Genomic DNA, 24,537 nt, shown 5'->3' with positions numbered 1-24,537 from the left:
GATCGGCACCCGATCGCGAAACGCGGGACGGTGGCATGATCGGCGTTGATGAAGGTGTACGCGATTCCCCTGCGCAACCGCTTCCGCGGCATCACGGTCCGTGAGGGCGTCCTGCTGCCCGGCCCGGCGGGCTGGGGCGAGTTCTGCCCGTTCGCCGACTACTCGGACGCCGAGAGCCTGCCGTGGCTGCACGCGGCCGTCGAAGCAAGCGAAACGGGCTGGCCGGCGCCGGTCCGCGACCGCGTCGAGGTGAACACGACGGTGCCGGTGGTCGGTCCGGAGAAGGCGTACGAGCTGGTCAGCGCGTCCGGCTGCCGCACGGCCAAGGTGAAGGTCGCGGACCCCCGCTCGTCACTGGCGGACGACTGTGCCCGGGTGGAGGCGGTCCGCGACGCGCTCGGCCCGGGCGGCGCGATCCGCGTCGACGCCAACACGGCGTGGGACGTCGACACCGCGGTCCGCGCGATCGACGACCTCGACAAGGCGGCGGGCGGCCTGGAGTACGCGGAACAGCCGTGCCCGACGATCGACGACCTCGCCGCGGTCCGCCGCCGGGTGTCGGTCCGCATCGCCGCGGACGAGTCGATCCGCCGCGCGGAGGATCCGCTGAAGGTCGCGGTCGCCGGAGCGGCGGACATCGCGGTGCTGAAGGTCTCCCCCCTCGGCGGCGTCCGCCGGGCGCTGGAAGTCGCCGAGGCGTGCGGCTTGCCGTGCGTGGTGTCGTCGGCGGTGGAGACGAGCGTCGGCCTGGCCGCGGGCTTGGCCCTGGCCGGCGCCCTCCCGGAGCTGGAGTTCGCGTGCGGCCTGGGCACGATCTCGTTGCTGGAAGGCGACGTCTGCGCGAACCCGCTGTCCCCTGTGGACGGTTACCTCCCAGTGCCGCGCAGGCCGCCGGAGCCGACAGAGGCGTACGCGGCCTCGGCCGACGTCCAGGCCGCGTGGGAAGCCCGGCTGGCGAGGGTCCGCGGCTTGTCGTGAGTGTTTAGGGCGGTTAGAACCGCCCTAAACACTCACGACCGGTGACCCCGAGGCCGAGTTCAGGGTCGGGATCCGGGCCCTTCCCGATGTGGGCCGGGCCCCCGCCGGGCGAACATTGGTGCATGACGAACAGCGTGTACACCCCGGAAACCAAGAAGGTCCGCCGCAGCCGCACCGACAAGATGCTCACCGGCGTCTGCGGTGGCTGGTCCCAGTACCTCGGCATCGACGCGAACGTGCTGCGCATCGGGCTCGTCGCCGCCGTTTTCCTCTCCGTCGGGATCGCCATCCCGATCTACGTCGCCGCCGCGATTCTGACGCCCGAAGAAGACTCCTGACCGGGGCGGGCGCCGGTTCGCAGGGGGAACCGGTGCCCGCCGGACGATCACGGGGTGTGCCGCCGAACGGCCCGGACGCCAAGGGGACGTCTGCGTGTGCCGTTCGGCGTAGGCGGCTAGGCTGACCGGCCGAAATGCCCTCCGCGAACCCCGTTCGAGGGGTTAGGGTTCGCGGTCGTGGATCAAGGGAACACCGCCGGCCGGACGGCCGCGAAGGTCGTCGTCGGGGTCCTGGGTGGGCTCTACCTGCTCGCCGGACTGGGGCTGACCGCCTTCGCCGCCTTCTTCGCGCTCGCCTTCAACGACACCGGCAGCGCGACCGTCACCAGGACCGTGCTCTACACCGCCGCGGCGGCGGCGATCTGGATCCTGCTCACCGGGATCGGCGCGATCGTCGTCGCGCTGGAAGCGGAAGAAGCGAGCACCGCCTGGCTCGGGGGCCTCGGCGTGCTCGCGCTCGGCGTCGTGATCGTCGGCGCCTTCGCCGTCTGGTTCTTCACCAAGCCGTAGAGGCCATAAGAAAAGCCCGGCCCGCCGAAGCGGACCGGGCTTTCCCGGTGAAGCGACCGAACTCAGAAGTCCATGCCACCCATGCCACCGGACGGGTCGGCGGGAGCGGCCGAAGCCTTCTCCGGCTTGTCCGCCACGACGGCCTCGGTGGTCAGGAACAGCGCCGCGATGGACGCGGCGTTCTGCAGCGCGGAGCGGGTGACCTTCGTCGGGTCCGGCACGCCGGCGGCGAGCAGGTCCTCGTAGACACCCGTGGCGGCGTTCAGGCCGTGACCCTGCGGCAGACCCTTGACCTTCTCCACGACGACGCCGCCTTCGAGGCCGGCGTTGATCGCGATCTGCTTGAGCGGGGCCTCGACGGCCACCTTGACGATGTTGGCACCAGTGGCCTCGTCGCCCTCGAGCTTCAGACCGGCCCAGGCCGCCTCGGCAGCCTGGATGAGAGCGACGCCACCACCGGCGACGATGCCCTCTTCGACGGCGGCCTTGGCGTTGCGCACTGCGTCCTCGATGCGGTGCTTGCGCTCCTTCAGCTCGACCTCGGTCGCGGCGCCGGCCTTGATGACGGCCACGCCGCCGGCCAGCTTCGCCAGACGCTCCTGGAGCTTCTCGCGGTCGTAGTCCGAGTCCGAGTTCTCGATCTCGGCGCGGATCTGGTTGACGCGACCCTGGATCTGGTCGGCGTCGCCCGCACCCTCGACGATGGTCGTCTCGTCCTTGGTGATGACGGCCTTGCGCGCCTTGCCCAGCAGCGACAGGTCGGCGTTCTCCAGCTTGAGGCCGACGTCCTCGCTGATGACCTGGCCACCGGTCAGGATCGCGATGTCCTGCAGGATCGCCTTGCGGCGGTCACCGAAGCCCGGGGCCTTGACGGCGACGGACTTGAAGGTGCCGCGCATCTTGTTGACGATGAGGGTGGCCAGGGCCTCGCCCTCGACGTCCTCGGCGATGATCAGCAGCGGCTTGCCGGACTGGATGACCTTCTCCAGCAGCGGCAGGACGTCCTTGACCGTGGAGATCTTCGAGCCGAAGAGGAGGATGTAGGGGTCCTCCAGCTCGGCTTCCTGACGCTCCGGGTCGGTGACGAAGTAACCCGAGATGTAGCCCTTGTCGAAGCGCATGCCCTCGGTGAGCTCGAGCTCGAGACCGAAGGTGTTGCTCTCCTCGACGGTGACGACGCCTTCCTTGCCGACCTTGTCCAGCGCCTCGGCGATCAGCTCGCCGATGGTGCGGTCAGCGGCCGAGATCGAGGCGGTAGCAGCGATCTGCTCCTTGGTCTCGATCTGGACGGCCATCTTGTGCAGCTGCTCGGTGATGGCCTCGACGGCCGCTTCGATGCCGCGCTTCAGGCTGATCGGGTCGGCTCCGGCCGCGACGTTGCGCAGGCCTTCCTTGACCAGGGCCTGGGCGAGCACGGTGGCGGTGGTGGTGCCGTCACCCGCGACGTCGTCGGTCTTCTTCGCAACTTCCTTGACGAGCTCGGCCCCGATCTTCTCCCACGGGTCGTCGAGCTCGATCTCCTTGGCGATCGAGACGCCGTCGTTGGTGATGGTCGGCGCGCCCCACTTCTTCTCGAGCACGACGTTCCGGCCCCGCGGGCCGAGGGTCACCTTGACGGTGTCGGCGAGGATGTTCAAGCCACGCTCAAGACCGCGGCGGGCGTCCTCGTCGAACGCGATCAGTTTGGCCATTGCGGTGTGGTCCTCCGGTATTGGGCGCCACCGCCGCGCCGAATGCTTTGCAGCGGCGGCAGCAGGACTCTTCCTCGGCCAGGCTCGGTGCCCGCGACGGACGACTGGACCCGAGTGGGGTCAGCCTCACCGTCCCGACCTTCAAGCGCGCGATCGGTGACCGCACGCTTGGCACTCAACGGCGTCGAGTGCCAAGTCCGTGTTTAGCACTCTCGGGGGGAGAGTGCAAGAAGACCTGCTCAGCGCCGCACGATTTCAGGAGCTCGGCTTGATGGAGATCGACGACGGGGGCGCGTTGAGCGAGGACGTCGGGTTGCCCTGGGAGTTGCCCGGGCCGACCGGGATGTTCGGCGCGGTGGTCTGGCTGCCGCCGCCGCTGTCGCCGCCGGTGAACAGGATGATCGCCGTCACGATGACGCCGATCACCACGACCGCGCCGAGCACGATCCAGATCCACTTGGCGTTGCCGCTCTTGGCCTGGTGGAACGCGCCCGCTCCGCCCGCGGGCATCGGGGGGCGCAGGCGCATCGGGTCGCCGGGCGGGCCGTAGCCGGGCGGCGGCCCCTGCGGGGGCATGCCCTGCTGCTGGTAGCCGTACGGGCCCTGCGGCGGCATCCCCTGCGGCGGGCCCTGCTGCGGGTAGCCGTAGCCGGGGGGCGGGCCCTGCGGCGGGCCACCAAGGCCGCCGGGGCCCTGCGGTCCGGGCTGCTGCCCGTAACCGGGCTGCTGCTGTCCTCCGTACGGGTGCACGGGGGCCCCCTCTCCCTGCTGCGGTGCCGTGGTCTGGTGCGGTCCCTGTTGTACCTGACCAGGACGCTGCGGCGCGGGGATTCCACCCGGATTGGTCCCCAGGGACCCGGGCGGCCCGGGCGGGGTGTCCGACGCCGCCTGGGCGCCGAGCGCGCGGCGGGCGGCCGCGACCATCTCGACGCAGCTGGCGTAGCGGTCGGCCGGGCTCTTCGCCATGCCCTTGCGGATGACCTCGTCGATCGCCGGCGGCAGCGCGACGGCGCGGGAGATGGCGGGCGGTTCGCCGTTGAGGTGCCCCTTGATCACCGTCGGCACGTCGCCCTTGAACGGCGGGCTGCCGGTGAGGCAGGCGTAGAGGACGCACGTGAGCGCGTACTGGTCGGTGCGCCCGTCCAGCGGCTCGCCGCGCAGGTGCTCCGGCGCCGCGTACGTGGGCGAGCCGAGGAAGTCGCCGCCGCGGGTGCGGTGGCCGGTCGCGCCGCGGCGCGTCAGCCCGAAGTCGGCGACGTACACGTGCTCGCGCGAGGTCTCCTTCTTCGTCACGAGCACGTTGGCCGGCTTGACGTCCAGGTGGACCAGACCACGGTTGTGCAGGGTGTCGAGCGCGTCCGCGACCTGGTCGAGCATGGTCAGCGTGCGCGAAGGCGCGATCGGGCCGCCGGCGATCAGGCCGGCGAGGTCGCCGCCGTCGACCATGCGCATGGCGATGTAGAGCATCCCGTCGAGCTCGCCGAAGTCGTACAGCGGCACGACGTTGGCGTGGTCGATCGCGGACGTGTTGCGCGCCTCGTCGACGAACCGCTCGCGGAACTCGGCGTCGGTCCCGAGGTGGTCGCCGATGACCTTCAGCGCCACTTTCCGGCCCAGGCGCACGTCGGTGGCCTTGTAGGTCACGCTCATGCCGCCCTTGCCGAGCACTCCGTCGATGCGGTAGTTGCCCAGCCGGCGACCGGTGAGGTCCCCCGACACATCGCCTGTCACGCCCGGCAGCCTAACGCCCCTGGTTCGGCGGCTGCCGGGGGTTGGCCCAACAGGTCAACAGTGGTGGTTACGACACCTTCCGCACGTCGGCCGCCTGGCTTCTGCCGTCCCGGCCGGACTGCACTTCGAACTCGACCCGATCGCCTTCGTCCAAAGTGCGGAATCCGTCAGCCTGAATGGCGGAATAGTGCACGAAGACGTCCGGTCCTTCGGTCGATTCGATGAACCCGTAGCCCTTTTCCGAGTTGAACCATTTGACGGTGCCGACAGTCACGGCGCCCTCCCTCAGCACACAAGGATCCGCTGGCCCAGCGTAGGCCAGCGGCGCGAGTGACAATCACGCTACCGGAATTATTCCCCTCGGCAATGGGCAATTCGTCTGAAGATCACGCACCGGAAAGGCGCCGGTTGCGCGCATGCACGAGCACCGTCCCGGGACCCGCGAAGTCGACCGCCAGTCCTTCCCCGGTGCGCACCGACTGCGGGCCGCCCGGGTCCAGCGCGCGCAGCCGGCACTGCACGGTGTCGGGGTAGGCCAGCAGGTAGTCCGGCCGGACGGTGACCAGCTCGCCCTGGGCGAGCTCGAACGCGTCCACCGGCCCGGGCGCGGCCAGCACGAGCGGCCCGGTTCCACTGTAGTGCTCGAGGAACCCCGCGTCGGCGCCGAAGAGCTGCTGCAGCGGCGTCCAGCCGGGATCGTGGCGGACGGCCGAGGGCCGCACCAGCACGGCCTCGCGGTGCACGGACCAGCCCGTGCCGCCGCGCAGCTCCAGCGGGTAGACGTCGCCGGGGCGCAGCGGCGCGAAGTCGATCCAGCCGCCGTCGGACGGCGCCGTGTACACGGCCATCGTCGCCTTGCCCGCGCGGACGCCGCCGCGTCCCGCCGCCGTCTCGGTGACGCCGAAGCGGCTGGCGAGCAGCGTTTCGGGCACGGCCTGCACGGCCTCGCCCGGGTCGAGCAGCACGCGGGCGACGCCGAAGCCCGGCGTGTGCCGGGTCTGGACGCGCATCAGCGGGACGGGACGTGCGAGATGATCCAGCTGATCAGCGCGGACGGGTTGCGCGTCTGCGTCATGATCTGGCCGGGGCCGACGAAGTCGAAGACGAGGCCTTCACCACTCTTCATGGACTGGATGATGCCGGTCGCGACCTTCCGGATCTGGTATTGCACGGTGTCGGCGTACGCGACGACGTGCCCGGTGTCGACGGTGACCATCTCGCCCGGCTGCAGGGTCATGGTCTCGACCGCGCCGTAGCAGCTGACGAGCAGCTCGCCCTGACCGGTGGCGTGTGTCAAAAAGCCGCCTTCGCCGCCCATCAGGTTCTTCATCCCGCCCCACTTGGTCTCGGTCTGCACGCCGTGCGACGACGCGAGCCAGCAGCCGCGGGTGACGGCCCAGCCGGTGCGGCCGTCGAGCGTGATCGTCTGGATGTCGCCGGGCAGGTTGGCCGCGACGTCGACCCAGCCGCCGTTCTGCGGCGCGGTGAAGGTGGAGATGAAGAAGGACTCACCGGAGAGGAAGGCGCGGCCGAGGCCCTTCATGATGCCGCCCTGCGCCTGGGACTGGACCTGCACGCCGTAGCTGGTGGCCATCATCGCGCCGGACTCCACCTGGCACGGTTCCCCCGGCGCCAGCATCAGCCGGGCGACGGCGAAAGAGGGCTGGTTGCGGACTCGGACCTGCATTGCGTTCTCCCCTAAGCGTGCTCTCAGACGACGCAGAGTCTTGCACGCCGTTCACGAAGGGGGAGGATGGTCCGGTGATCTCCGTCGACGACTACCGGGAGCGGATCACCGCGCTCCTGGGCACCGCTCCCGCGACCGTCCTCCCGCTCGCCGACGCGGCCGGCCTCGTGCTGGCCGAGGACGTGCCGGCGCGGGTTTCCCTGCCACCGTTCGACAACTCCGCGATGGACGGCTACGCGGTCCGCGCCGCGGACGTCGCTTCGGTGCCGGTGACGCTGCCGGTCGCCGACGACATCCCGGCGGGCCGGGTCGACGTCGGCACCCTCGAGCCGGGCACCGCGCACCGGATCATGACCGGCGCGCCGCTGCCGCCGGGCGCGGACGCCGTCGTGATGGTGGAGGACACCGACGGTGGCACGGAGACCGTGACGATCACCGCCGAGGCCCGCGCGGGCGCGCACGTCCGGCGGCTCGGGGAAGACGTCGTCGCCGGGAGCCTCGCGCTGGCCGCCGGGACCGTGCTGGGGCACTCGCACCTGGGGCTGGCCGCTGCGGTCGGGCTGGCCGAGGTGCGCGTGCACCGGCCGCTGCGGGTGCTCGTCGCCTCCACCGGCACCGAGCTGGTCGACGCGCCGGCGCCGCTGCGCCACGGCCAGATCTACGAGTCCAACAGCGTCATGCTGGCGGCGGCGATCCGCGAGCTCGGCTGCGAGGTCGAGGTGGTCCGCAGCGTCGTCGACGACGTCGAGGAGTTCCGCAAGGTCATCGAGCCGAGGCTGGCCGGCGCCGACCTGCTGGTCACCTCCGGCGGTGTCAGCGCCGGCGCGTACGAAGTGGTGAAGGACGCGCTCACCGGGCAGGGCGTCGAGTTCCAGAAGGTCGCGATGCAGCCGGGCGGGCCGCAGGGCAACGGGCGCTGGCACGGCGTGCCGGTCGTGACGCTGCCCGGCAACCCGGTGAGCGTGCTGGTTTCGTTCGAGGCGTTCCTGCGCCCCGCACTGCTGGCCGCGCTCGGCCACACCGTCGTCTCCCGGCGGCGGGTGCGGGCCCGGCTGACCGAGGCGATGAGCTCGCCGCCCGGGCGCCGTCAGTTCCGCCGCGGCGTGTTCACGCTGTCGGAGCGGGAGGTCACCGGGGCCGTCGGGCCGCACGGCGGCCCGGGGTCGCACCTGCTGGCCGCGTTCACCCAGGCCAACTGCCTGATCGTGCTGCCGGAGGACGTCAGCTCGGCTGCGGTTGGCGACGAGGTGGACGTCCTGCTGCTGTGACCGGGAAGTCGCGCAGCTTCCGGAACGGCGCGAGGATCGGGAGCGCGGCGACCAGCACGACGGACGCCACCCACAGCGTCTCGCGGACGCCGATCACCTCGCCGAGCACCCCGCCGAGGACCCCGGCCAGCGGGATCGTCCCGTAGGCGGCGAGCGAGGCGCTCGAAGTGATCCGGCCGAACAGCTCGGGCGGGCAGTACCCCTGCCGGAACGTGGTGGTGAGCACGTTCGACGCGACGACGCCCGCGCAGACGCCGAACACGCCGACGACGAACAGCGACAGCCGCCAGCCCGGTCCGCTCAGGGGCCCGAACACCATCATCGGCGCCGCGGCCACCTCGCACAGCAGGAACGCGCGGGCGGTGCCGAAGCGCGCGCCGAGCCGTCCGGCCAGCGCCGCACCGAGGACCCCGCCCAGCCCGGCCAGCGCCAGGACCAGGCCGACCAGGCCGGGGCCGGCGCCGAGGGTGCGGGACAGGAAGACGATCTGGATGGAGCTGTAGCCGGTCAGCGCGAGGTTGGACACCGCGCCGAACACCATCAGCGAGCGCAGGTACCGGTCGCCGGCGACGAACCGCAGGCCTTCGGCGATCTGGCTGTGCAACGGCGTCCGCTCGACCGGGACGACCGTCTCGCGGACGCGGATCGCCCGCACGCACAGCACGGAGACGCCGAAGCTGACGGCGTCGGCCAGCACCCCGCTGACCGGGCCGAACGCCTGCGCCAGCAACCCCGCCAGGCCGGGCCCGCCGACCTGCGTCGCGGATTCGCTGCCCTGCAGCTTGGAGTTGGCTTCGAGCAGTTCGCCCGCACTGACCAGTGCCGGGAGGTAGGCCCGGTAGGCGAGGGTGAAGAACACCTTCGCGACCCCGCCGAGCAGCGCGGCCACCAGCAGGTACGGCATGGTCAGCACGCCGAGGACGGCGGCGAGGGGGACACTGCCGAACACCGCCATCGACACCGTGTTGCAGGCCAGCATCACCGGCCGCTTCGGCAGCCGGTCGACCCACGCGCCGGCGGGCAGGCCGATCAGCAGCCACGGCAGCCAGGCCACCGCCGTCAGCAGCGCGACCTGGAACGTGGACGCCCCCAGCGTGATCACCGCGACCAGCGGCAACGCCGTGCTCGCGACCATGCTGCCGAGCATGCTGGTGGTCTCGCCGGTCCACAGCAGCCGGAAGCCGCGGTTCCCCCAGAGCCCCTTCACGGCTTGCCCAGCGAAACCCGCGCGGCGAAGAAGACGGGACGGCGCTCGACGCCGTCACCCGGTTCGGTGCGGCTCTCGAACTCGGTCAGCAGCAGCAGGACCCGCTCGTTCAGCTCCTCGAGGTCCGTGACCGACAGCCGCATCCACGTGTCGGTGCTGAACGCCGAGCCGCGCCACGGCTCCGGGTAGGTCTCGCGGTTCGCGATCCACTCGCGCGCGATCGCCGTCTGGTGGTCGAGGGTCAGCACCTCGGCGGCCTCCGCGATCGGGTCGCCCGGGAAGTCCTCGGCCGCCCACCGGATGGTCTTCACCGTGCGCTTCCACCAACGTTCCCGCTGGTCACGGGCCAGTTCGGGCGCCTCCTCGACCAGCTTGGCCGCGGCCAGCACCTTCATGTGGTGGCTGATGTTGCCGACCGCCTGGCCGGTCTTGCCCGCCAGCATCGACGCCGTGGCCGGGCCGTCCAGGTGAAGCAGTTCCATCAGCCGCCGCCGCAGCGGGTGCGACACCGCCGCCAGCACCTTCGAATCCCGGATGTTCCGGACCTCATCGCTCATGACGCACAAGAGTAGTTGTACAAGATTTGTTGTGCAATAGCTCTTGTACGACTGCGCGCGTAAGCTCCCGGCATGGGTTTCGTCGCATGGGTCATCTTCGGCGCGCTCGTCGGCTGGGCGGCCAACCTGGTCGTCGGCGGCCGGGACCGGCGCCGGCAGGGTTGCCTGGTCAGCGTGCTGGTGGGCGTGGTCGGCGCGGCCCTGGGCGGGCTGATCTACCGGCTCGCGACCGGCCAGGCGAAGTCGTTCGACTTCGACTTCCCCAGCTTCGGTGTGGCCATCCTGGGCGCCGTCGTGCTGCTGGCGATCCTGCGGCTCGTCAGCGGGATCGGCCGGCGCTCGGGCGATCGTTCGTAACGTTTGCCGGACGAACCGCGGTCACCACGGCGTCCGCCACTAAAGTGTGTCCTTCGGTGCTTCTTTCAGGCCCTGATTCCGCGGCCGGGTGCATGCGCCGTCGGGGGGTGCATGCACCCGGCTTCGTCTCAGCGCTTCGATGACGACGTCCACCGCGTGGTCCGGGTCGACGAGCGACGGCATCGGCACCTCGGCGATGTCCCGGCGCCACGCGCCGAGCAGCTCGGTGAGCCGAGCATCGGCGGCTTCGCGGCGGTCGGTCATCGGTCCTCACAGGTCTGGCGGGGATGCGCGCGGCAGCGCCCCGAACGGCGTCAACTACCCAGAGTTATCGCAGACTTCGACCTTGCGTTACCGCGAAGCCGGCACTCCCACCCGTGCCGGGGACACCCTCACGGAGGAGCCCGGCGGTACCGGACCAGACCCCCACCAGGGGCAGCGGTAGCGTGGTGGCGCCCGTACGCGGCCGCCGGAACCCCGGCGTCACCCGCCCTCACGACACGAAACCAGGGGACCCGACCATGAGCGGCACCCGGGGAGAATCCGCCGGCAATCCCGTCGCCCACGCCCTCCAGCTCGCCCGCGAGACGCTGCCGCCGATGCACCCGGCCGGTCGCCCGTTCGTGGCGGGCGGCGCGGTCGCGACGCTGGTCGCCCGCCGGTTCTCCAAGCGCCTGGGCGTCCTCGGCGCGCTGACGACCGTGGCGATGGCCGCGTTCTTCCGCGAGCCGAAGCGGGTCCCGCCGTCGCGCGGCGGCGTCGCGCTGGCCTCGGCCGACGGTCTCGTCTCCCTGATCGAGGAAGCCGTCCCGCCCGCCGAGCTCGGCCTGCCCGCCGAGCCGCGGCTGCGCGTGTCGGTGTTCCTCTCGGTGTTCGACGTGCACGTCCAGCGCGTGCCGGCGAACGGCGTGATCGAGCGCGTCGCCTACCGGCCGGGCAAGTTCCTCTCCGCGGACCTGGACAAGGCGAGCGAGGACAACGAACGCAACTCCGTGCTGATGCGCACCGAAGACGGCCACGAGCTCGTCGTCGTGCAGATCGCCGGGCTGGTCGCGCGCCGCATCCTCTGCGAGATCCGCGAGGGCGACAAGGTCGGCGCCGCCGCGACGTACGGCATCATCCGCTTCGGCTCCCGGGTCGACCTCTACCTCCCGCCGGGTTCGCGGGTGCTGGTCGCGAAGGGCCAGCGCACGGTCGGCGGCGAGACGGTGATCGCGGAACTCCCTGCGGCTGTGTCCGATTCGAAGGGCTGACCCATGGTCCGCGTGACCACGACGACCCCCGGCGTGCGGCTGCTGCCGAACGCCATCACCGTGCTGGCGCTCTGCGCCGGCCTGTCGGCGGTGCAGTTCGCGCTGACGAAGAACTACTCGATGGCGATCGCGTCGATCGGCATCGCCGCGGTGCTCGACAGCCTGGACGGCCGGATCGCCCGCCTGCTCGACGCGACGTCGAAGATGGGCGCGGAGCTGGACTCGCTGTCCGACGGCATCTCGTTCGGCGTCGCGCCGGCGCTGGTCATCTACGTGTGGCAGGCCGGCGCCGACCGGATCGGCTGGGTGGCGTCGCTGATCTTCGCCGTCTGCATGATCCTGCGGCTGGCCCGGTTCAACACGCTGCTGGACGACACCGAGCAGCCGCCGTACTCGAGCGAGTTCTTCGTCGGCGTCCCGGCGCCCGCGGGCGGCCTGCTCGCGATGCTGCCGCTGGTCGCGTGGCTGCAGTGGGGCGAGGGCTGGTGGTCGTCGCAGTGGGTCGTGTGGGCGTGGACGATCGCCATCGCGGCCCTGCTGATCAGCCGCATCCCGACGCTGTCGCTGAAGACGGTCAAGGCCCCGGCGAAGGCGATCGCGCCGCTGCTGATCGGCGTCGCCCTGCTGGCGGCGGCGATCATCCAGTTCCCGCTGGTCGCGCTGCTCGTCGCGATGGTCCTGTACCTGGCGCACATCCCGTACTCGGTCTACCGCAGCCGCTGGCTGGCCGCGCACCCCGAGGCCTGGACGGTCCCGCCGCGCGAGCGCCGGGCGATCCGCCGGGCGCGGTCCCAGCGCCGCCTCGGCCTGCGTCCCCCGCTGCGCAGGCGCGTCGCGGGCGCGGCGATGCGCGCCGTCCGCCTCCCCCGCAACGGCGAGTACGTCCGCACCCCCCGAGGCCCCCGCGAGAACGGCTCCGCCAACGGCGACGGCCAGCGCCGCCGCTCCTGGCGCCAGATCGGCCTACGCCGCAAGTAACCGTGTCGTCCTCCCCATCACGCGTGTCGACCCTCCAATCACGCGTGTCGACTCCGCAATCACGTGAGCCGACCCTCCAGGTACGCGAGCCGACCACCCGGGTACGCGATCGCGTGTGATCGAGCGGCCGACACGCGTGATCTAAGGGTCGACACGCGTGATTGGGGCGTCGACACGAGGTGCTAGCCCGTCGAGCCGAGGCCGCCGATCAGCAGGTCCAGCTGGTACTCGAAGTCCTGGACGCAGTCGCCGGACTCCAGCGCGGGCAGGACCCGGTGCAGGCTCGGCAGCTCCGACGGCGTCGCCATCCGACGGAAGTACGCGCCCACCGGTTCCGCCCGTACTGCGGAGGTCCCGGCGCCGGTGCCGGCCGCACCCGTCAGGACCGAGCCGAACAGCATCCCCAGCAACGACCGGTACGCCCGGGCCGTGGCTTCCTCCGACAGGCCCGCGTCGAGCAGCGCGTGCAGCAGCGCGTCGATCACCTTCAACGCCCCCGCCGACCGCGGGTTCGCGTCCTGCGCCGCCAGCGCCCGGACGACGACCGGGTGCCGCGCGAAGCTCGCGTACAACCCGTCGGCCAGCAGCCGGACCCGCGACTCCCACGGCAACGCCGGATCCGGCACGTCCACTTCCTCGAAGACCCGCGCGGTGAGCCCGTCGAGCAGATCGCCCTTGTTCGAGACGTGGTTGTAGAGCGACATCGCCTCGACGCCCACCGCGGCCGCGACCTTGCGCATCGACAGCGCCGCCAGCCCCTGCTCGTCGGCCAGCCGCAGCGCCGCGTCAAGTACTTTCCCACGGTTCAGACCCACACTTACAGTGTAAGTATGGACGCCGAAACCGTGCTCACCACCACCCGATCCGTGCGCCGCAAGCTCGACCTCGACCGCGACGTGCCCCAGGACGTCCTCGACGGCTGCTTGGAGATCGCTCAGCAGGCCCCCGCCGCGGGCAGCATGGCCGCGCAGTTCCGCTGGCTGCTCGTGCGGGACGCGAAAACCAAGGCCGAGATCGCCGCGTACACCCGCGAAACCGCCGAGACGGCGTGGGCGAAGTACGGCCACCTCGTCGAGGAACGCGCCCTCACGTCGGCGCGGCACCTCGTCCGGAACCTCGAACGGGTGCCCGTGCTGGCGATCCCCTGCATGATCGGCCGCCCGCCGGCCGACGCGTTCACGCAGTCCGCGTACTTCGGCTCGGCCTACCCGGCGATCTGGAGCTTCCAGCTGGCGCTGCGCGCCCGCGGCCTCGGCAGCTCGATCTGCGGCTACCACCTGCAGGACCACGAAGCCGACGTCGCCGCCCTGCTCGGCATCCCGGACGGCGTCACACAGATCAGCCTGCTCGCCGTCGCGTACACGACCCAGCGCGACTTCCGCCCGGCGGCGCGACCGGCGGTCCGGGACATCACCTACTTCGACGCGTGGGAGCGCTCCGCATCGCTAGGGTGAACGGCGTGAGCCACCCCCAGATCACGCTGACCGTCCGGCACACGCCGTCCGCGCTGGACACCCGCCGCGGCGTCGTCCGGCTGCACCCCGAAGTCCTCGACGCGCTGGGCCTGCGGGCCTGGGACGCGGTGCACCTGACCGGCGCCCGCGTCAGCGCCGCGCTCGCGGCGCCCGCCGACGAGACCGGCGTGCCGGGGGTGCTGCTCACCGACGACGTCACGATGTCGAACCTCGGCGTCACCGAAGGCGCCGAGGTCGTCGTCGCGCCCGCCGACGTGTCGGCCGCGCGGACGGTGACGGTCGCGGGGTCGCGGCTGGCCAGCGCGTCGGTCAGCCCGCACGTGCTGCGGCTGGCGCTGATCGGCAAGGTCCTGACCATCGGCGACGCGGTTTCGCTGCTGCCGCAGGACCTCGCGCCGCAGCCGGGGTCGGACCCGGCCGGCCTGCGCGGCCAGCTGTCACGCGCCATCGGCGCGACCTGGACGAACGAGCTGCTGACCGTCACGGCGACCGAGCCCGCGGGCACTGTCGCGGTTGGACCGTCCACTGTGGTCGTCTGGCGTGACGGCGCCCGGCCCGCCGCCGAACCCGCCGCGCCGCGGACGGCGACCGCGCTCGTCCGCACCACCGCCGTCACCGCGGCTGAGGAGTGGATCGACGCCGAAATCGTCGAAGACGAGGTCGAGGCCGAGGAGCTCACCGAGCCGGCCGTGGCGGTGGCCGACCTGATCGGCGGCGAAGCGGCCGCGCGCAAGCTGTCCGAGTGGTTCGACCTGGCCTTCCACCGGCCCGAGCTGCTCGCGAAGCTGGGCGCGCCGGCCCACCTCGGCGTGCTGCTGTCCGGGCCGGAGGGCGTCGGCAAGGCGACGCTCGTGCGGTCGGTGGCGCAGGCCGAGAACGTCAAGGTCGTGCCGGTGGCCGCGCCCAACCTCGCGGTGCTGGACCCGAACGTCGCGGTGGCGCGGCTGCGCGAGGCGATCCGCGCCGCGTCCGGCCCGACCGTGCTGCTGATCACCGACGTCGACGCGCTGCTGCCCGCGACCACGCCGCCGCCGGTGGCCACGGTCGTGCTGGAGGAGCTGCGCGCGGCCCTGCGCCGCGACCGCCTCGCCGTGGTCGCGACGACGGCCCGCGCCGAGTCGGCCGACCCGCGGCTGCGGGCCGCGGACCTGCTGGACCGCGAGCTGGGCCTGGCCCTGCCGGACGCGAAGACCCGCCGTGAGCTGCTGAACGTCCTGCTCCGCGACGTCCCGCTGGAGCCGGGCATCGACTGCGGCGCGCTCGCCGAGCGGACGCCGGGGTTCGTCGCGGCGGACCTCATCGCGCTGCGGCGGGACGCGGCACTGCGAGCCGCGCTGCGCCAGCGGGAAGAGGACGAGCCGCGCGTCTCGCAGCAGGACCTGGTGGACGCGCTGGCGACCGTCCGGCCGGTCTCGATGTCCACTTCGGACAACCTGGCCACCGGCGGGCTGACGCTGGACGACGTCGGGAACATGGTCGACGTCAAGCAGTCCCTCACCGAGGCCGTGCTGTGGCCGCTGCGGTACCCGGACTCCTTCGCCCGGCTCGGCGTCGACCCGCCGCGCGGCGTGCTGCTCTACGGGCCGCCCGGTGGCGGCAAGACGTTCCTGGTGCGGGCGCTGGCCGGCACCGGCGCGCTCAACGTGTTCGCCGTCAAGGGCGCCGAGCTGATGGACAAGTGGGTCGGCGAGTCGGAGCGCGCGGTGCGGGAGCTGTTCCGCCGCGCCGCCGAGGCCGCGCCGTCGCTGATCTTCCTGGACGAGATCGACGCGCTGGCCCCGCGCCGCGGCCAGTCGTCGGACTCCGGCGTCGCCGACCGCGTGGTCGCGGCGCTGCTGACCGAGCTCGACGGCGTCGAGCCGATGCGCGAGGTCGTCGTGCTCGGCGCGACGAACCGGCCCGAGCTGGTCGACCCGGCGCTGCTGCGGCCGGGCCGGCTGGAGCGCCGCGTCTACGTGCCGCCGCCGGACGCCGAGGCCCGCACGGCGATCCTGACCGCGACCTCGAAGAACACCCCGCTGGCTTCCGATGTGGACCTGGCCGCGGTGGCGTCCACTCTGGACGGTTACTCGGCGGCCGACTGCGCGGCGCTGATCCGCGAAGCGGCGCTGACGGCGATGCGCGAGTCGCTGGAAGCCCACGAAGTCACCGCGGCCCACCTCGAAACGGCCCGCAAGACGGTCCGGCCGAGCCTGGACCCGGGCCAGCTCGCGGCCCTGGAGGCCTACGCCCACGCCCAGGCCGGGGACTGAAGCCGGAACTCGCGTGATCCGGCCCGGATCCCACGTGATCGGGGCCGGAACTCGTGAGTTCCGGCCCCGATCACGCGAGTTACGTGCTCAAGCACGCGAGTTACGGGTCAGCTGCCCTTGTGGCCTGACTCGTATTCCTTCGTCACGATGATGATCACGCCCGGGCTGGCGCTCTCGATCCCGGGGAAGCGGGGCTCGGCCTTGATCTGGAACTCCTGCGCGAGCTGCTTCGCCGCGGCTTCCTCGTCGGTGCCCGGGCGGTAGAACGCCGTGGTCACCGGGATCGTGCCCTGCGAGTAGTTGCCGACCTCGTTGACGGTCCAGCCGTCACCGCGGAAGTCGCTCGCGGCCCGCTCGGCGAGGTCCTTGATCAGGGAGTTGTTGAAGACCCGGACGGTCACCCACTTGTTGCCCGTCTGCTGGTCGCCGGGCTGACCCGGCTGCCCGGACGTCGGCTGCCCCGGTGTGGGCTGGCCGGGCGTCGGCGACGACGGCGTGGGTGACGTCGGAGGGGTCGTGGACGACGGCGGCGGTGTCGACGGCGAGGTCGGCGGCGACGTCCCGCCCGGCGGCGTGCCGGGCTGGGTGCTGGGCGTACCGCTCGGCCCGGCTTCGTTCGAACCGCCACCACTCAACGCGGAGATCCCGCCGATCACGGCGGCGACGATCGCCACGCCGATCAGCACGACGCCCGCGGCCTTCATCGGCCGGGACATTCCCGAAAACACGCTCATTTCAGCTCGATCCCCAGTCGCCTGGCCCCACGCTTGCGCTGGCGGGCGGCGCGCGTCTTGCGCAGCCGCTTCACCAGCATCGGGTCGGCCTCGATCGCCTCCGGCTTCTCCAGCAGCTTGTTCAGCAGCTGGTAGTAGCGCGTGCTGGAGACTTCGAAGCGCTCACGGATGGCGTTCTCCTTCGCACCGGCATGTCGCCACCACTGGCGCTCGAAAGCGAGGATCTCGACCTCGCGTTCGGTCAGGCCGGGTACGGGCTTCGGCGGCGACGGCTGCGGCTCAGCCATCGACTCCGCGGCGTCCATCCGAGTCCCTCTCAATCGGGCGACATGGTGATCCAGACCTACCTCTTCCGCGGGCGTCATTCAACCACGGATCAGCACGCCGACGTGGGCATCGACATCGGCGCGTCACGGTCTGATGCAGGTCTACCAGAAGGGTCCGACTAAACTGCCCGCTCGTGACCGTCCACGCCATCCGGATCGCCGGCGACCCCGTGCTGCACCACCCGACTCGGGAGATCACCGAGTTCGACGAGAAGCTGCGCGTCCTCACCGACGACATGTTCGAGACGATGTACGAAGCCGAGGGCGTCGGCCTGGCGGCCAACCAGATCGGCCTCGACCTGCGGGTGTTCGTCTACGACTGCCCGGACGACGAGGGCGTGCGCCACAAGGGCGTCGTCGTCAACCCGAAGCTCGAGACGTCGGCGATCCCGGAGACCATGCCGGACCCGGACGACGACTGGGAGGGCTGCCTCTCGGCGCCCGGCGAGTCGTACCCGACGGGCCGCGCGTCGTGGGCGAAGGTGACCGGCTCCGACATCGAAGGCAACCCGATCGAGGTCGAGGGCACCGGTTACTTCGCGCGCTGCCTGCAGCACGAGACCGACCACCTCGACGGCTACCTCTACCTCGACCGGCTCGTCGGGCGCCACGCCCGCGCCGCGAAGAAGATGCTGAAGTCCAACAAGTGGGGCGTCCCGGGCCTGTCGTGGCTGCCGCCACGCACCCCGGAAGACGACGGCGCCGTCATCTGACCCCGGCCCCGAGCGCCCCAATGTGGCGTTGGGTGCGTCCAACGCACCCAATGTGGCGTTCGGTGCGTCCAACGCACCCAACGCCACATTGGGGCGTTTGAGACTCAGCAGCCGAGGAAGTGGCAGCGGACCACGCGGGGCGTTTCGAGCACAGAGCCCGCCTTGACGTCCTGGGCCAGGCGGACGTACTGCGCGTGCGTCCAGGCCAGCGGCGTCGCCGAGGTGTTCGGCGTGCCGGCCGGGAACCCCGTCTGGCCCGACGGCGGGTTCTCGTCCCACACCTGCTCCGGCATGGTCTCCGCCGAGCTGCTCACCCGGCCGAGGTCACGCAGCCGCCGCGCGGCCGAAGACGGCTGGCCCAGCGTCAGTTCGTACTCACCGCGTTCGCCGGCCAGCAGCGGCCACAGCCGGCCGAACGTCGTGCGGCTCTCGGCCGGGAACGTGTAGTCCCACGGTGAGCCGTCCGCCTGCTCGCCGTAGCCGTCCTTCGTGTAGCGGTGCCAGAACTGACCGGTCGGCGTGGTGAACGAGATCTCCTTGTCGGTGACGCGCACGCTGTTGCGGATCACCGGGTCGTCGGCGCGGTAGATGCCGAGGCGCACCAGGTCGAGGAACCCGGCGTCGGTGACCGCGCGCTGGTCCATCGTCACGCTCGAGTTGCCGAGGTTGTACGTCGTCCCGGCGTTGGCGTTGCCGTCCTTGGTGAGCCGCACGAAGTACGGGTCCTTCGAAAGCGGCCCGTTCGTGGTGATCGTCTGCTTCGGCAGGTCGGCCTTGAACTTGTCCGCCGCGGCCAGGTACCTCTTGGCGTCGGCGGCCGCGCCGTTGTGCGACGCGATGTCCGCGGCGCACACCAGCCCGGCGATCACCGAGGCGATGGTCGACGGGGACCAGCCGTCCTGCTCCTCCCAGCGTTCCTGCTGCGTCCACGGCGCCGCCTGGCCGTCAGGACCCTTGTAGGACAACAGGAAATCGGCGGCCTTGCGCACGCCCGGCCAGACGTCGTTGCGGCCGAGCTGCTGGGCGAGCACGATCGGGAAAGCGGTTTCGTCGAGCTGGACCGACGTCCAGTACGGCACCCCGTCGACCCGGCTGTTCTGCGGCATGTGGCCGTCGGCCTGCTGCTGCGTGCCGAACATGTAGGTCACCGCGCGGCTGGCGGCCGCCGTGTCGCCGCCGGCGGCCAGGCCGGTCGCGATCTGGTAGAGGTCGCGCGGCCAGACCAGGTGGTAGGTGCCGGACGGCGACCACTCCGGGTCGTTGTTCCCGAACCGCCACGGCATGCTCGGCGACGCGATGAACGCGCCCGGGTGGTGCTTGTCCTCGCTCGCGGCCAGCGTCAGCATCGACGCTTTGTAGAGGTCGCGCTCGCTGTCGGTCTTCAGCGACGACGGCGGTTTGCTCACCCCGCGCAGGTACTGCTCCCAGCCGCGGTCGTAGGCGCGGGTGATGACGCCGAACCCGCGTCGCTGCGACGCCTGCGCGTTGCCGAGCGCGTCGGCCGCATTCGCGCCCATGCCGAGCGCGAGGGTGACGTGCCGGGTGCGCACGCCGTCGGCCGCGGTCTGCCCGGTGAGCACGACGTTGCCGTTGCCGGCGGTGTCGTAGGTCGCGAGCTTGAACGTCTTCGCGAGCTGGGTGCCGCCGTCGGACACGCCCGCGTAGCCGACGCTCGTGCGCGTGAAGCCGGGCTTCGCGGTGAGGGCGGCGGCGTTGGTGGCGTCCGCCGCGGTGAGCGCGTCCCCCTTGCGGGCGGCCGAGTCGTCGGAGCCGTCGTTGGTCAGGTCCGGGTCGGCGACCGCGTAGAGCTGGTACGGCCGGCCGGTGAGCGACTGGAAGTCGACGTCGACCAGCACGGTCGTCGCGGCCGGGTCGGTGACGTAGGTCTTGCGCAGCCGCCACCGGTGCTGGTCGTCGGTGATGGTCTGCTCGTAGGTCAGGCTGTCGTCGTCGGTCCGCCGGACCTGCTGCGACTTGGCCGTGTTGTCGGCGACGGCGAAGCTGCGGCCGTCGGTGACGACGAAGTTCATCGAGCGGACGCTGGGCGTGGACAGGTCCGGGTAGTAGACCTCGGACAGCTGCCCGCCCTGGAGCGTGAACCAGACGTTGCTGCCGCGATCGTGGGCCGTGCCGAAGCCGGTCTTGTTCGCGGGCAGCCAGCTGGGATGGGCGCCGGGTGCGCCGGGAGCCGTCCCCTGGGCCGCCGCGGTCGCCGGTATGAGTCCGGTGACCAGCAGCCCGGCGAGTGCCGGAACCATGAGTTTGCGCATATCAACCCCACAGTGATGTCGCTTCTGCACCGTTACAGAAGCGACAGGCAGTGTCTCGCCGATTCTTCACGGGCGCATGGTCCGAACCGGTGAACCACTGACCGTCACTGGTCCGGTCACGCCGCCGGTTCACCAGCAGCGAACGGACTTCCGGCCGTTCGCGGCGCACACTTGAAGTACCTGCAACGGTGTAATCGAGGTACTCCATGGACGAGGCGATGGACGCCTACTCGCGCGCGGTCAGCACGGTCGCCAAGACCGTCACCCCGCACGTCGCCGGGGTTCAGCTCGGGCGCGGCAGCGGCTCCGCGGTCGTCTTCGCCGACGACGGCTACCTGCTGACCAACGCCCACGTCGTCGACGGCGAACGCCACGGCGTCGCGACCTTCGCCGACGGCAGCGAAGCCCGCTTCGACGTCGTCGGCGCCGATCCGCTGTCCGATCTCGCCGTGCTGCGGGCGCGGGACGAGACGCCGTCCGCCGCCGTGCTCGGGGACGCCGACCACCTCGTCGTCGGGCAGCTCGTGGTGGCGATCGGCAGTCCGCTCGGGTTCTCCGGGTCGGTGACCGCCGGCGTCGTCAGCGCGCTCGGCCGGGCGCTCCCGGTGCGGCACGGGCGCGCCGGCCGGGTGATCGAGGACGTCATCCAGACCGACGCCGCGCTCAACCCGGGCAACTCCGGCGGCGCGCTCGCCGACTCCGCCTGCCGCGTCGTCGGGATCAACACCGCCGTCGCGGGCGTCGGGCTCGGGCTCGCCGTGCCGATCAACTCGACGACGCGCCGGATCATCGACACGCTCGTCGTCGAAGGCCGGGTGCGGCGGGCGTACCTCGGCGTCGTCGGCGTGCCCGCGCCGCTGCCCGACGACGTCGCCGAGCGCACCGGCCAGGAAGCCGGGCTGCGCGTGCGGGAAGTCGTCTCCGGCGGGCCCGCCGAACGCGCCGGGCTGCGAACGGGTGATCTCGTGCTGACCGTCGGGCGCGCCCGGGTGTCGGACGCGCAGGGCATCCAGCGGCAGCTGTTCGCCGAAGTGATCGGCACCGCACTGCCGATCACCGTGCTGCGCAACGGAGCCATGGTCGACGTCTACGCCACACCGGCCGAACTGGTCGGGTGAGGTGAGCGGACTTGAGTCTGGCGCCCCGGCGTGGCATGGTCGGTGGCACAACACCACAACGCGGGAGCTCGCGCCATGGCGGGCTGAGAGGGTGACTGGGGATTTGTCCCGGGTGTCACCGACCGCATGAACCTGACCGGGTAATGCCGGCGTAGGGAGTGAAAGTCGTTGACAACGCTGGAGAACTCTGCTGCCCAAAAGCGTGACGTCTCCGTCACGACCGGGCCCATCACGGGCTCACACAAGATCTACCACCAGACCGAGTCCGGACTGCGTGTTCCCGCGCGCCGGATCGACCTCTCGAACGGCGAACACTTCGACGTCTACGACACTTCGGGCCCGTACACCGACCCTGAAGCGAACATCGACGTCCACAGTGGACTGCACCGGCTGCGGGCCGGCTGGGCCGACGGCCGGGAGCACAACACGCAGCTCGGCTGGGCCAAACAAGGCGTCGTCACCAGGGAAATGGAGTACATCGCGGCTCGCGAGCGCGTCGAAGCGGAGTTCGTGCGCGCCGAGGTCGCGAGCGGCCGTGCGGTGATCCCGGTCAACCGGCGCCACCCCGAGTCCGAGCCGATGATCATCGGGAAGAACTTCCTGGTGAAGATCAACGCGAACATGGGCAACTCGGCCGTCTGGTCGTCGGTCGAGGAGGAGGTCGACAAGATGGTGTGGGCCACCCGCTGGGGCGCCGACACCATCATGGACCTCTCCACCGGCAAGCGGATCCACGAGACGCGCGAGTGGATCATCCGCAACTCGCCGGTGCCGGTCGGCACCGTGCCGATCTACCAGGCGCTGGAAAAGGTCGACGGGGAACCGGAAAAGCTGTCGTGGGAGGTCTACCGCGACACCATCGTCGAGCAGTGTGAGCAGGGCGTCGACTACGTCACGGTGCACGCCGGTGTGCTGCTGCGCTACATCCCGCTGACCGCGCGGCGCGTCACCGGCATCGTCAGCCGCGGCGGCTCGATCATGGCCGCGTGGTGCCTCGCGCACCACCAAGAGTCCTTTTTGTACACGCACTTCGAGGAACTCTGCGAGCTGTTGCGCCAGTACGACGTCACGTTCTCCCTCGGCGACGGCCTGCGCCCGGGCTCGATCGCCGACGCCAACGACCGCGCGCAGTTCGCCGAGCTGGAAACGCTCGGCGAACTGACGCACCTCGCGCGCTCGCACGACGTCCAGGTGATGATCGAGGGCCCCGGCCACGTGCCGATGCACAAGATCAAGGAGAACGTCGAGCTGGAGGAACGGCTCTGCGGCGAGGCGCCGTTCTACACCCTCGGTCCGCTCACGACGGACATCGCGCCGGCGTACGACCACATCACGTCGGCCATCGGCGCGGCGCAGATCGGCTGGTACGGCACGGCGATGCTGTGTTACGTCACGCCGAAGGAGCACCTCGGCCTGCCGAACCGCGACGACGTCAAGACCGGCGTGATCACGTACAAGATCGCCGCGCACGCCGCCGACCTGGCCAAGGGGCACCAGTACGCGCAGGAGTGGGACGACGAGCTGTCCAAGGCGCGCTTCGAGTTCCGCTGGAACGACCAGTTCAACCTGTCGCTCGACCCGGACACGGCGCGCGCGTTCCACGACGAGACCCTGCCCGCCGAGCCGGCCAAGACCGCGCACTTCTGCTCGATGTGCGGCCCGAAGTTCTGCTCGATGCGGATCACGCAGGACGTCCGCAAGTACGCCGAGGAGCATGGACTGTCCACTGTGGAGGCCATCGAAGCGGGCATGGCCTCGAAGTCGGCGGAGTTCACCGAGTCCGGCGGCCAGGTCTACCTGCCCGTGGTGCAACCGTGACTCCACCCACCGCCCTCACCATCGCCGGATCCGACTCCGGCGGTGGTGCGGGCATCCAGGCGGACCTGCGCACGTTCTTCGCTCATGGTGTCCACGGGCTCGTCGCACTGACCGCCGTAACCGTGCAGAACTCCTTGGGCGTCCAGGGTTTCACCGAGATCCCCGCCGACGTCGTGGCCGCGCAGATCAAGGCCGTGGCGACGGACATGGGCGTCAATGCGGCCAAGACGGGCATGCTGGCGACGGCGGAGATCATCCGAGCGGTGGCCAAAACCCTGGACGAGGTCGGCGGCGACACCCCGCTGGTGGTCGACCCGGTGGCGGCGTCGATGACGGGCCACGCGCTGCTGCGCGAGGACGCCCTGGAGGCGATCCGCACGGAGCTGTTCCCCCGCGCGACGCTGATCACCCCGAACCTGGACGAGGTCCGCCTGCTGACGGGCATCTCGGTGGTTTCTCCCGCATCCCAACGGGAGGCGGCCGAGGCACTACTGGCCTTCGGTTCGCAGTGGGTCCTGGTCAAGGGCGGCCACATGACGGGCAGCACCTGCGTAGACCTGCTGACCGACGGCGACTCGTTCCTGTCGTTGAGCGGCCCCCGCTACGAGACGGAGAACACCCACGGCGGCGGTGACACGTTGGCCTCGGCGATCACGTCGTCGCTGGCGAAGGGAGCCTCGGTCCCGGACGCGGTGACGGCGGGCAAGCGGTTCATCGAGCGCTGCGTCGCGGAGTCCTACCCACTGGGCGCGGGTGTGGGCCCGGTGTCGCCGTTCTGGGTGCTCGGCTCGTCGTGAGTGTTTAGGGCGGTTCTAACCGCCCTAAACACTCACGAGAGCCGCGGCAGACCCACTAACCGCGGGCGAGCACCTGCGGCAGCAGCGTCGTGAGCCCGGTCCAGTCGGACGTGATCACCGACGCGTGCTGCTGTTGAAGCCGCCGCCGGAGGTCGCCGTGACCGGGATGCTCGCCGCCGTCGCCGAACAGGGCTTGAGCCCGCTCGCGGTCGAGATCATCTGGGACGGCGACTCGCGGGGCTGGATCCCCACGCTGTGCGTCGTCGTGGCGCGTCCGGAGTACGAACTGGTCACCCTGGCCAGGTTCGCCGGTCACCTCGGCCGCACGCAGCCGACCGATGAAGAGGCGTCGGAGAAGGGCCAGTCGCTGGCGGCCGCGCTCGACGTTCCGTTCTACTTCCCGCTGCGCGACCGGCCTGACACCGACCAGCCGCACTGGTGGGACCGGCCCGGCGCGTGAACCGGCCCCACCCGTGCGC

At 71.2% G+C, this 24,537-nt stretch carries 26 protein-coding genes and 1 riboswitch; of the genes, 14 read left to right on the top strand and 12 right to left on the bottom strand.

The window, feature by feature from the left end; translation table 11 throughout:
- The first annotated feature begins 48 nt into the window (after positions 1-48).
- The 3 genes from ACLJQZ_RS02425 (at position 49) to ACLJQZ_RS02415 (ending at position 1,826) form a co-directional block, all read left to right on the top strand.
- Positions 49-978, top strand: coding sequence for an o-succinylbenzoate synthase (locus tag ACLJQZ_RS02425; RefSeq protein ID WP_410618326.1), 930 nt, complete (start codon positions 49-51; stop codon positions 976-978).
- A gap of 122 nt (positions 979-1,100) precedes the next feature.
- Positions 1,101-1,316, top strand: a complete 216-nt coding sequence (locus ACLJQZ_RS02420) for a PspC domain-containing protein (protein ID WP_247058574.1) — start codon at positions 1,101-1,103, stop codon at positions 1,314-1,316.
- Positions 1,317-1,493: 177 nt separating this feature from the next.
- On the top strand, positions 1,494-1,826 hold the full coding sequence (locus tag ACLJQZ_RS02415) for a hypothetical protein (protein WP_410618325.1): 333 nt from the start codon (positions 1,494-1,496) through the stop codon (positions 1,824-1,826).
- A 62-nt stretch (positions 1,827-1,888) separates the two neighbouring features.
- On the opposite strand, the gene groL is transcribed toward ACLJQZ_RS02415, so the two are convergent.
- The 5 genes from groL to ACLJQZ_RS02390 all read right to left on the bottom strand — a co-directional run bounded on the left by groL (position 1,889) and on the right by ACLJQZ_RS02390 (position 6,935).
- A complete protein-coding gene (groL, locus tag ACLJQZ_RS02410) occupies positions 1,889-3,517 on the bottom strand; it encodes a chaperonin GroEL (RefSeq protein WP_410618324.1) in 1,629 nt (542 codons plus the stop codon).
- Positions 3,518-3,772: 255 nt separating this feature from the next.
- A complete protein-coding gene (locus ACLJQZ_RS02405; RefSeq protein WP_410618323.1) occupies positions 3,773-5,248 on the bottom strand; it encodes a serine/threonine-protein kinase in 1,476 nt (491 codons plus the stop codon).
- A 67-nt stretch (positions 5,249-5,315) separates the two neighbouring features.
- The gene (locus ACLJQZ_RS02400) at positions 5,316-5,522 is read right to left on the bottom strand and encodes a cold-shock protein (RefSeq protein ID WP_247058582.1); all 207 of its coding nucleotides are present in this window, start codon (positions 5,520-5,522) and stop codon (positions 5,316-5,318) included.
- A 112-nt stretch (positions 5,523-5,634) separates the two neighbouring features.
- Positions 5,635-6,258 carry an AIM24 family protein gene (locus ACLJQZ_RS02395; RefSeq protein ID WP_410618322.1) on the bottom strand — a complete coding sequence of 208 codons (624 nt, stop codon included), beginning with the start codon at positions 6,256-6,258 and terminating at the stop codon, positions 5,635-5,637.
- Positions 6,258-6,935 (bottom strand): TIGR00266 family protein, encoded by a 678-nt coding sequence (locus tag ACLJQZ_RS02390; protein WP_247058586.1) that lies wholly within the window; start codon positions 6,933-6,935, stop codon positions 6,258-6,260. The genes ACLJQZ_RS02395 and ACLJQZ_RS02390 overlap by 1 nt, the downstream gene beginning before the upstream one ends.
- Positions 6,936-7,009: 74 nt before the next feature.
- Here ACLJQZ_RS02390 and glp point away from each other — a divergent pair, with 74 nt between their 5' ends.
- A complete protein-coding gene (glp, locus tag ACLJQZ_RS02385) occupies positions 7,010-8,203 on the top strand; it encodes a gephyrin-like molybdotransferase Glp (RefSeq protein WP_410618321.1) in 1,194 nt (397 codons plus the stop codon).
- Here the strand turns inward: glp and ACLJQZ_RS02380 are convergent.
- A complete protein-coding gene (locus tag ACLJQZ_RS02380) occupies positions 8,157-9,410 on the bottom strand; it encodes an MFS transporter (RefSeq protein WP_410618319.1) in 1,254 nt (417 codons plus the stop codon). The genes glp and ACLJQZ_RS02380 overlap by 47 nt on opposite strands.
- Positions 9,407-9,967, bottom strand: coding sequence for a helix-turn-helix domain-containing protein (locus ACLJQZ_RS02375; RefSeq protein WP_410618318.1), 561 nt, complete (start codon positions 9,965-9,967; stop codon positions 9,407-9,409). The genes ACLJQZ_RS02380 and ACLJQZ_RS02375 overlap by 4 nt, the downstream gene beginning before the upstream one ends.
- A 72-nt stretch (positions 9,968-10,039) precedes the next feature.
- On the opposite strand from ACLJQZ_RS02375, the gene ACLJQZ_RS02370 reads away from it, so the two are divergent.
- Positions 10,040-10,324: a GlsB/YeaQ/YmgE family stress response membrane protein gene (locus ACLJQZ_RS02370; RefSeq protein WP_326944740.1), complete on the top strand. Its 285-nt coding sequence runs from the start codon at positions 10,040-10,042 to the stop codon at positions 10,322-10,324.
- Between the two features lie 39 nt (positions 10,325-10,363).
- Here the strand turns inward: ACLJQZ_RS02370 and ACLJQZ_RS02365 are convergent, their stop codons facing one another.
- Positions 10,364-10,588 (bottom strand): hypothetical protein, encoded by a 225-nt coding sequence (locus ACLJQZ_RS02365; protein ID WP_328645053.1) that lies wholly within the window; start codon positions 10,586-10,588, stop codon positions 10,364-10,366.
- A gap of 257 nt (positions 10,589-10,845) precedes the next feature.
- Here ACLJQZ_RS02365 and ACLJQZ_RS02360 point away from each other — a divergent pair, with 257 nt between their 5' ends.
- Entirely contained in the window at positions 10,846-11,577 is a 732-nt protein-coding gene (locus ACLJQZ_RS02360; protein ID WP_410618317.1) for a phosphatidylserine decarboxylase, read from the top strand.
- Between the two features lie 3 nt (positions 11,578-11,580).
- Positions 11,581-12,555: a CDP-diacylglycerol--serine O-phosphatidyltransferase gene (gene pssA / locus ACLJQZ_RS02355; RefSeq protein ID WP_410618316.1), complete on the top strand. Its 975-nt coding sequence runs from the start codon at positions 11,581-11,583 to the stop codon at positions 12,553-12,555.
- Positions 12,556-12,737: 182 nt separating this feature from the next.
- Here pssA and ACLJQZ_RS02350 read toward each other — a convergent pair whose 3' ends face one another.
- Complete coding sequence (locus ACLJQZ_RS02350; protein ID WP_410618315.1) at positions 12,738-13,370, bottom strand: TetR/AcrR family transcriptional regulator; 633 nt, start codon at positions 13,368-13,370, stop codon at positions 12,738-12,740.
- 15 nt (positions 13,371-13,385) lie between these two features.
- Here ACLJQZ_RS02350 and ACLJQZ_RS02345 point away from each other — a divergent pair, with 15 nt between their 5' ends.
- The gene (locus ACLJQZ_RS02345) at positions 13,386-14,009 is read left to right on the top strand and encodes a nitroreductase family protein (RefSeq protein WP_328645055.1); all 624 of its coding nucleotides are present in this window, start codon (positions 13,386-13,388) and stop codon (positions 14,007-14,009) included.
- Positions 14,010-14,014: 5 nt separating this feature from the next.
- On the top strand, positions 14,015-16,282 hold the full coding sequence (locus tag ACLJQZ_RS02340) for an AAA family ATPase (protein ID WP_410618314.1): 2,268 nt from the start codon (positions 14,015-14,017) through the stop codon (positions 16,280-16,282).
- Between the two features lie 107 nt (positions 16,283-16,389).
- Here ACLJQZ_RS02340 and ACLJQZ_RS02335 read toward each other — a convergent pair whose 3' ends face one another.
- Both ACLJQZ_RS02335 and ACLJQZ_RS02330 read right to left on the bottom strand, forming a co-directional pair.
- On the bottom strand, positions 16,390-17,016 hold the full coding sequence (locus tag ACLJQZ_RS02335) for a LytR C-terminal domain-containing protein (protein ID WP_326944746.1): 627 nt from the start codon (positions 17,014-17,016) through the stop codon (positions 16,390-16,392).
- Entirely contained in the window at positions 17,013-17,321 is a 309-nt protein-coding gene (locus ACLJQZ_RS02330) for a DUF3263 domain-containing protein (protein WP_247058599.1), read from the bottom strand. The genes ACLJQZ_RS02335 and ACLJQZ_RS02330 overlap by 4 nt, the downstream gene beginning before the upstream one ends.
- A 155-nt stretch (positions 17,322-17,476) precedes the next feature.
- Between ACLJQZ_RS02330 and ACLJQZ_RS02325 the strand changes: the two genes are divergently transcribed.
- Positions 17,477-18,055, top strand: a complete 579-nt coding sequence (locus ACLJQZ_RS02325; RefSeq protein ID WP_410618313.1) for a peptide deformylase — start codon at positions 17,477-17,479, stop codon at positions 18,053-18,055.
- A 104-nt stretch (positions 18,056-18,159) separates the two neighbouring features.
- Here the strand turns inward: ACLJQZ_RS02325 and ACLJQZ_RS02320 are convergent, their stop codons facing one another.
- Positions 18,160-20,325, bottom strand: coding sequence for a glycoside hydrolase family 15 protein (locus ACLJQZ_RS02320; protein WP_410618312.1), 2,166 nt, complete (start codon positions 20,323-20,325; stop codon positions 18,160-18,162).
- 206 nt (positions 20,326-20,531) lie between these two features.
- On the opposite strand from ACLJQZ_RS02320, the gene ACLJQZ_RS02315 reads away from it, so the two are divergent.
- The 4 genes from ACLJQZ_RS02315 to ACLJQZ_RS02300 all read left to right on the top strand — a co-directional run bounded on the left by ACLJQZ_RS02315 (position 20,532) and on the right by ACLJQZ_RS02300 (position 24,518).
- Positions 20,532-21,443: a S1C family serine protease gene (locus tag ACLJQZ_RS02315; protein WP_247058602.1), complete on the top strand. Its 912-nt coding sequence runs from the start codon at positions 20,532-20,534 to the stop codon at positions 21,441-21,443.
- A gap of 50 nt (positions 21,444-21,493) precedes the next feature.
- A riboswitch (TPP riboswitch) is annotated at positions 21,494-21,618 on the top strand.
- Positions 21,612-23,261, top strand: coding sequence for a phosphomethylpyrimidine synthase ThiC (gene thiC / locus ACLJQZ_RS02310; RefSeq protein ID WP_410618311.1), 1,650 nt, complete (start codon positions 21,612-21,614; stop codon positions 23,259-23,261). It overlaps the preceding riboswitch by 7 nt.
- On the top strand, positions 23,258-24,058 hold the full coding sequence (gene thiD / locus ACLJQZ_RS02305) for a bifunctional hydroxymethylpyrimidine kinase/phosphomethylpyrimidine kinase (RefSeq protein ID WP_410618310.1): 801 nt from the start codon (positions 23,258-23,260) through the stop codon (positions 24,056-24,058). The genes thiC and thiD overlap by 4 nt, the downstream gene beginning before the upstream one ends.
- 124 nt (positions 24,059-24,182) lie before the next feature.
- Complete coding sequence (locus ACLJQZ_RS02300; RefSeq protein WP_410618309.1) at positions 24,183-24,518, top strand: hypothetical protein; 336 nt, start codon at positions 24,183-24,185, stop codon at positions 24,516-24,518.
- Positions 24,519-24,537: the final 19 nt, after the last annotated feature.

This window comes from Amycolatopsis sp. cmx-8-4 (assembly GCF_046548675.1).
In the GTDB taxonomy this organism is placed as follows: domain Bacteria; phylum Actinomycetota; class Actinomycetes; order Mycobacteriales; family Pseudonocardiaceae; genus Amycolatopsis.
This window is presented reverse-complemented; position numbering and strand designations above follow the sequence as displayed.

What these genes read in the sequence shown, in the direction of transcription:
- ACLJQZ_RS02365 (WP_328645053.1), bottom strand. Translation starts at nt 10,588, where the DNA reads ATGACCGACCGCCGCGAAGCCGCCGATGCTCGGCTCACCGAGCTGCTC.
- ACLJQZ_RS02360 (WP_410618317.1), top strand. Translation starts at nt 10,846, where the DNA reads ATGAGCGGCACCCGGGGAGAATCCGCCGGCAATCCCGTCGCCCACGCC.
- ACLJQZ_RS02330 (WP_247058599.1), bottom strand. Translation starts at nt 17,321, where the DNA reads ATGGACGCCGCGGAGTCGATGGCTGAGCCGCAGCCGTCGCCGCCGAAG.
- groL (WP_410618324.1), bottom strand. Translation starts at nt 3,517, where the DNA reads ATGGCCAAACTGATCGCGTTCGACGAGGACGCCCGCCGCGGTCTTGAG.
- pssA (WP_410618316.1), top strand. Translation starts at nt 11,581, where the DNA reads ATGGTCCGCGTGACCACGACGACCCCCGGCGTGCGGCTGCTGCCGAAC.
- ACLJQZ_RS02370 (WP_326944740.1), top strand. Translation starts at nt 10,040, where the DNA reads ATGGGTTTCGTCGCATGGGTCATCTTCGGCGCGCTCGTCGGCTGGGCG.
- ACLJQZ_RS02320 (WP_410618312.1), bottom strand. Translation starts at nt 20,325, where the DNA reads ATGCGCAAACTCATGGTTCCGGCACTCGCCGGGCTGCTGGTCACCGGA.
- ACLJQZ_RS02390 (WP_247058586.1), bottom strand. Translation starts at nt 6,935, where the DNA reads ATGCAGGTCCGAGTCCGCAACCAGCCCTCTTTCGCCGTCGCCCGGCTG.
- ACLJQZ_RS02335 (WP_326944746.1), bottom strand. Translation starts at nt 17,016, where the DNA reads ATGAGCGTGTTTTCGGGAATGTCCCGGCCGATGAAGGCCGCGGGCGTC.
- ACLJQZ_RS02395 (WP_410618322.1), bottom strand. Translation starts at nt 6,258, where the DNA reads ATGCGCGTCCAGACCCGGCACACGCCGGGCTTCGGCGTCGCCCGCGTG.
- ACLJQZ_RS02420 (WP_247058574.1), top strand. Translation starts at nt 1,101, where the DNA reads ATGACGAACAGCGTGTACACCCCGGAAACCAAGAAGGTCCGCCGCAGC.
- ACLJQZ_RS02425 (WP_410618326.1), top strand. Translation starts at nt 49, where the DNA reads ATGAAGGTGTACGCGATTCCCCTGCGCAACCGCTTCCGCGGCATCACG.
- ACLJQZ_RS02315 (WP_247058602.1), top strand. Translation starts at nt 20,532, where the DNA reads ATGGACGAGGCGATGGACGCCTACTCGCGCGCGGTCAGCACGGTCGCC.
- ACLJQZ_RS02375 (WP_410618318.1), bottom strand. Translation starts at nt 9,967, where the DNA reads ATGAGCGATGAGGTCCGGAACATCCGGGATTCGAAGGTGCTGGCGGCG.
- ACLJQZ_RS02345 (WP_328645055.1), top strand. Translation starts at nt 13,386, where the DNA reads ATGGACGCCGAAACCGTGCTCACCACCACCCGATCCGTGCGCCGCAAG.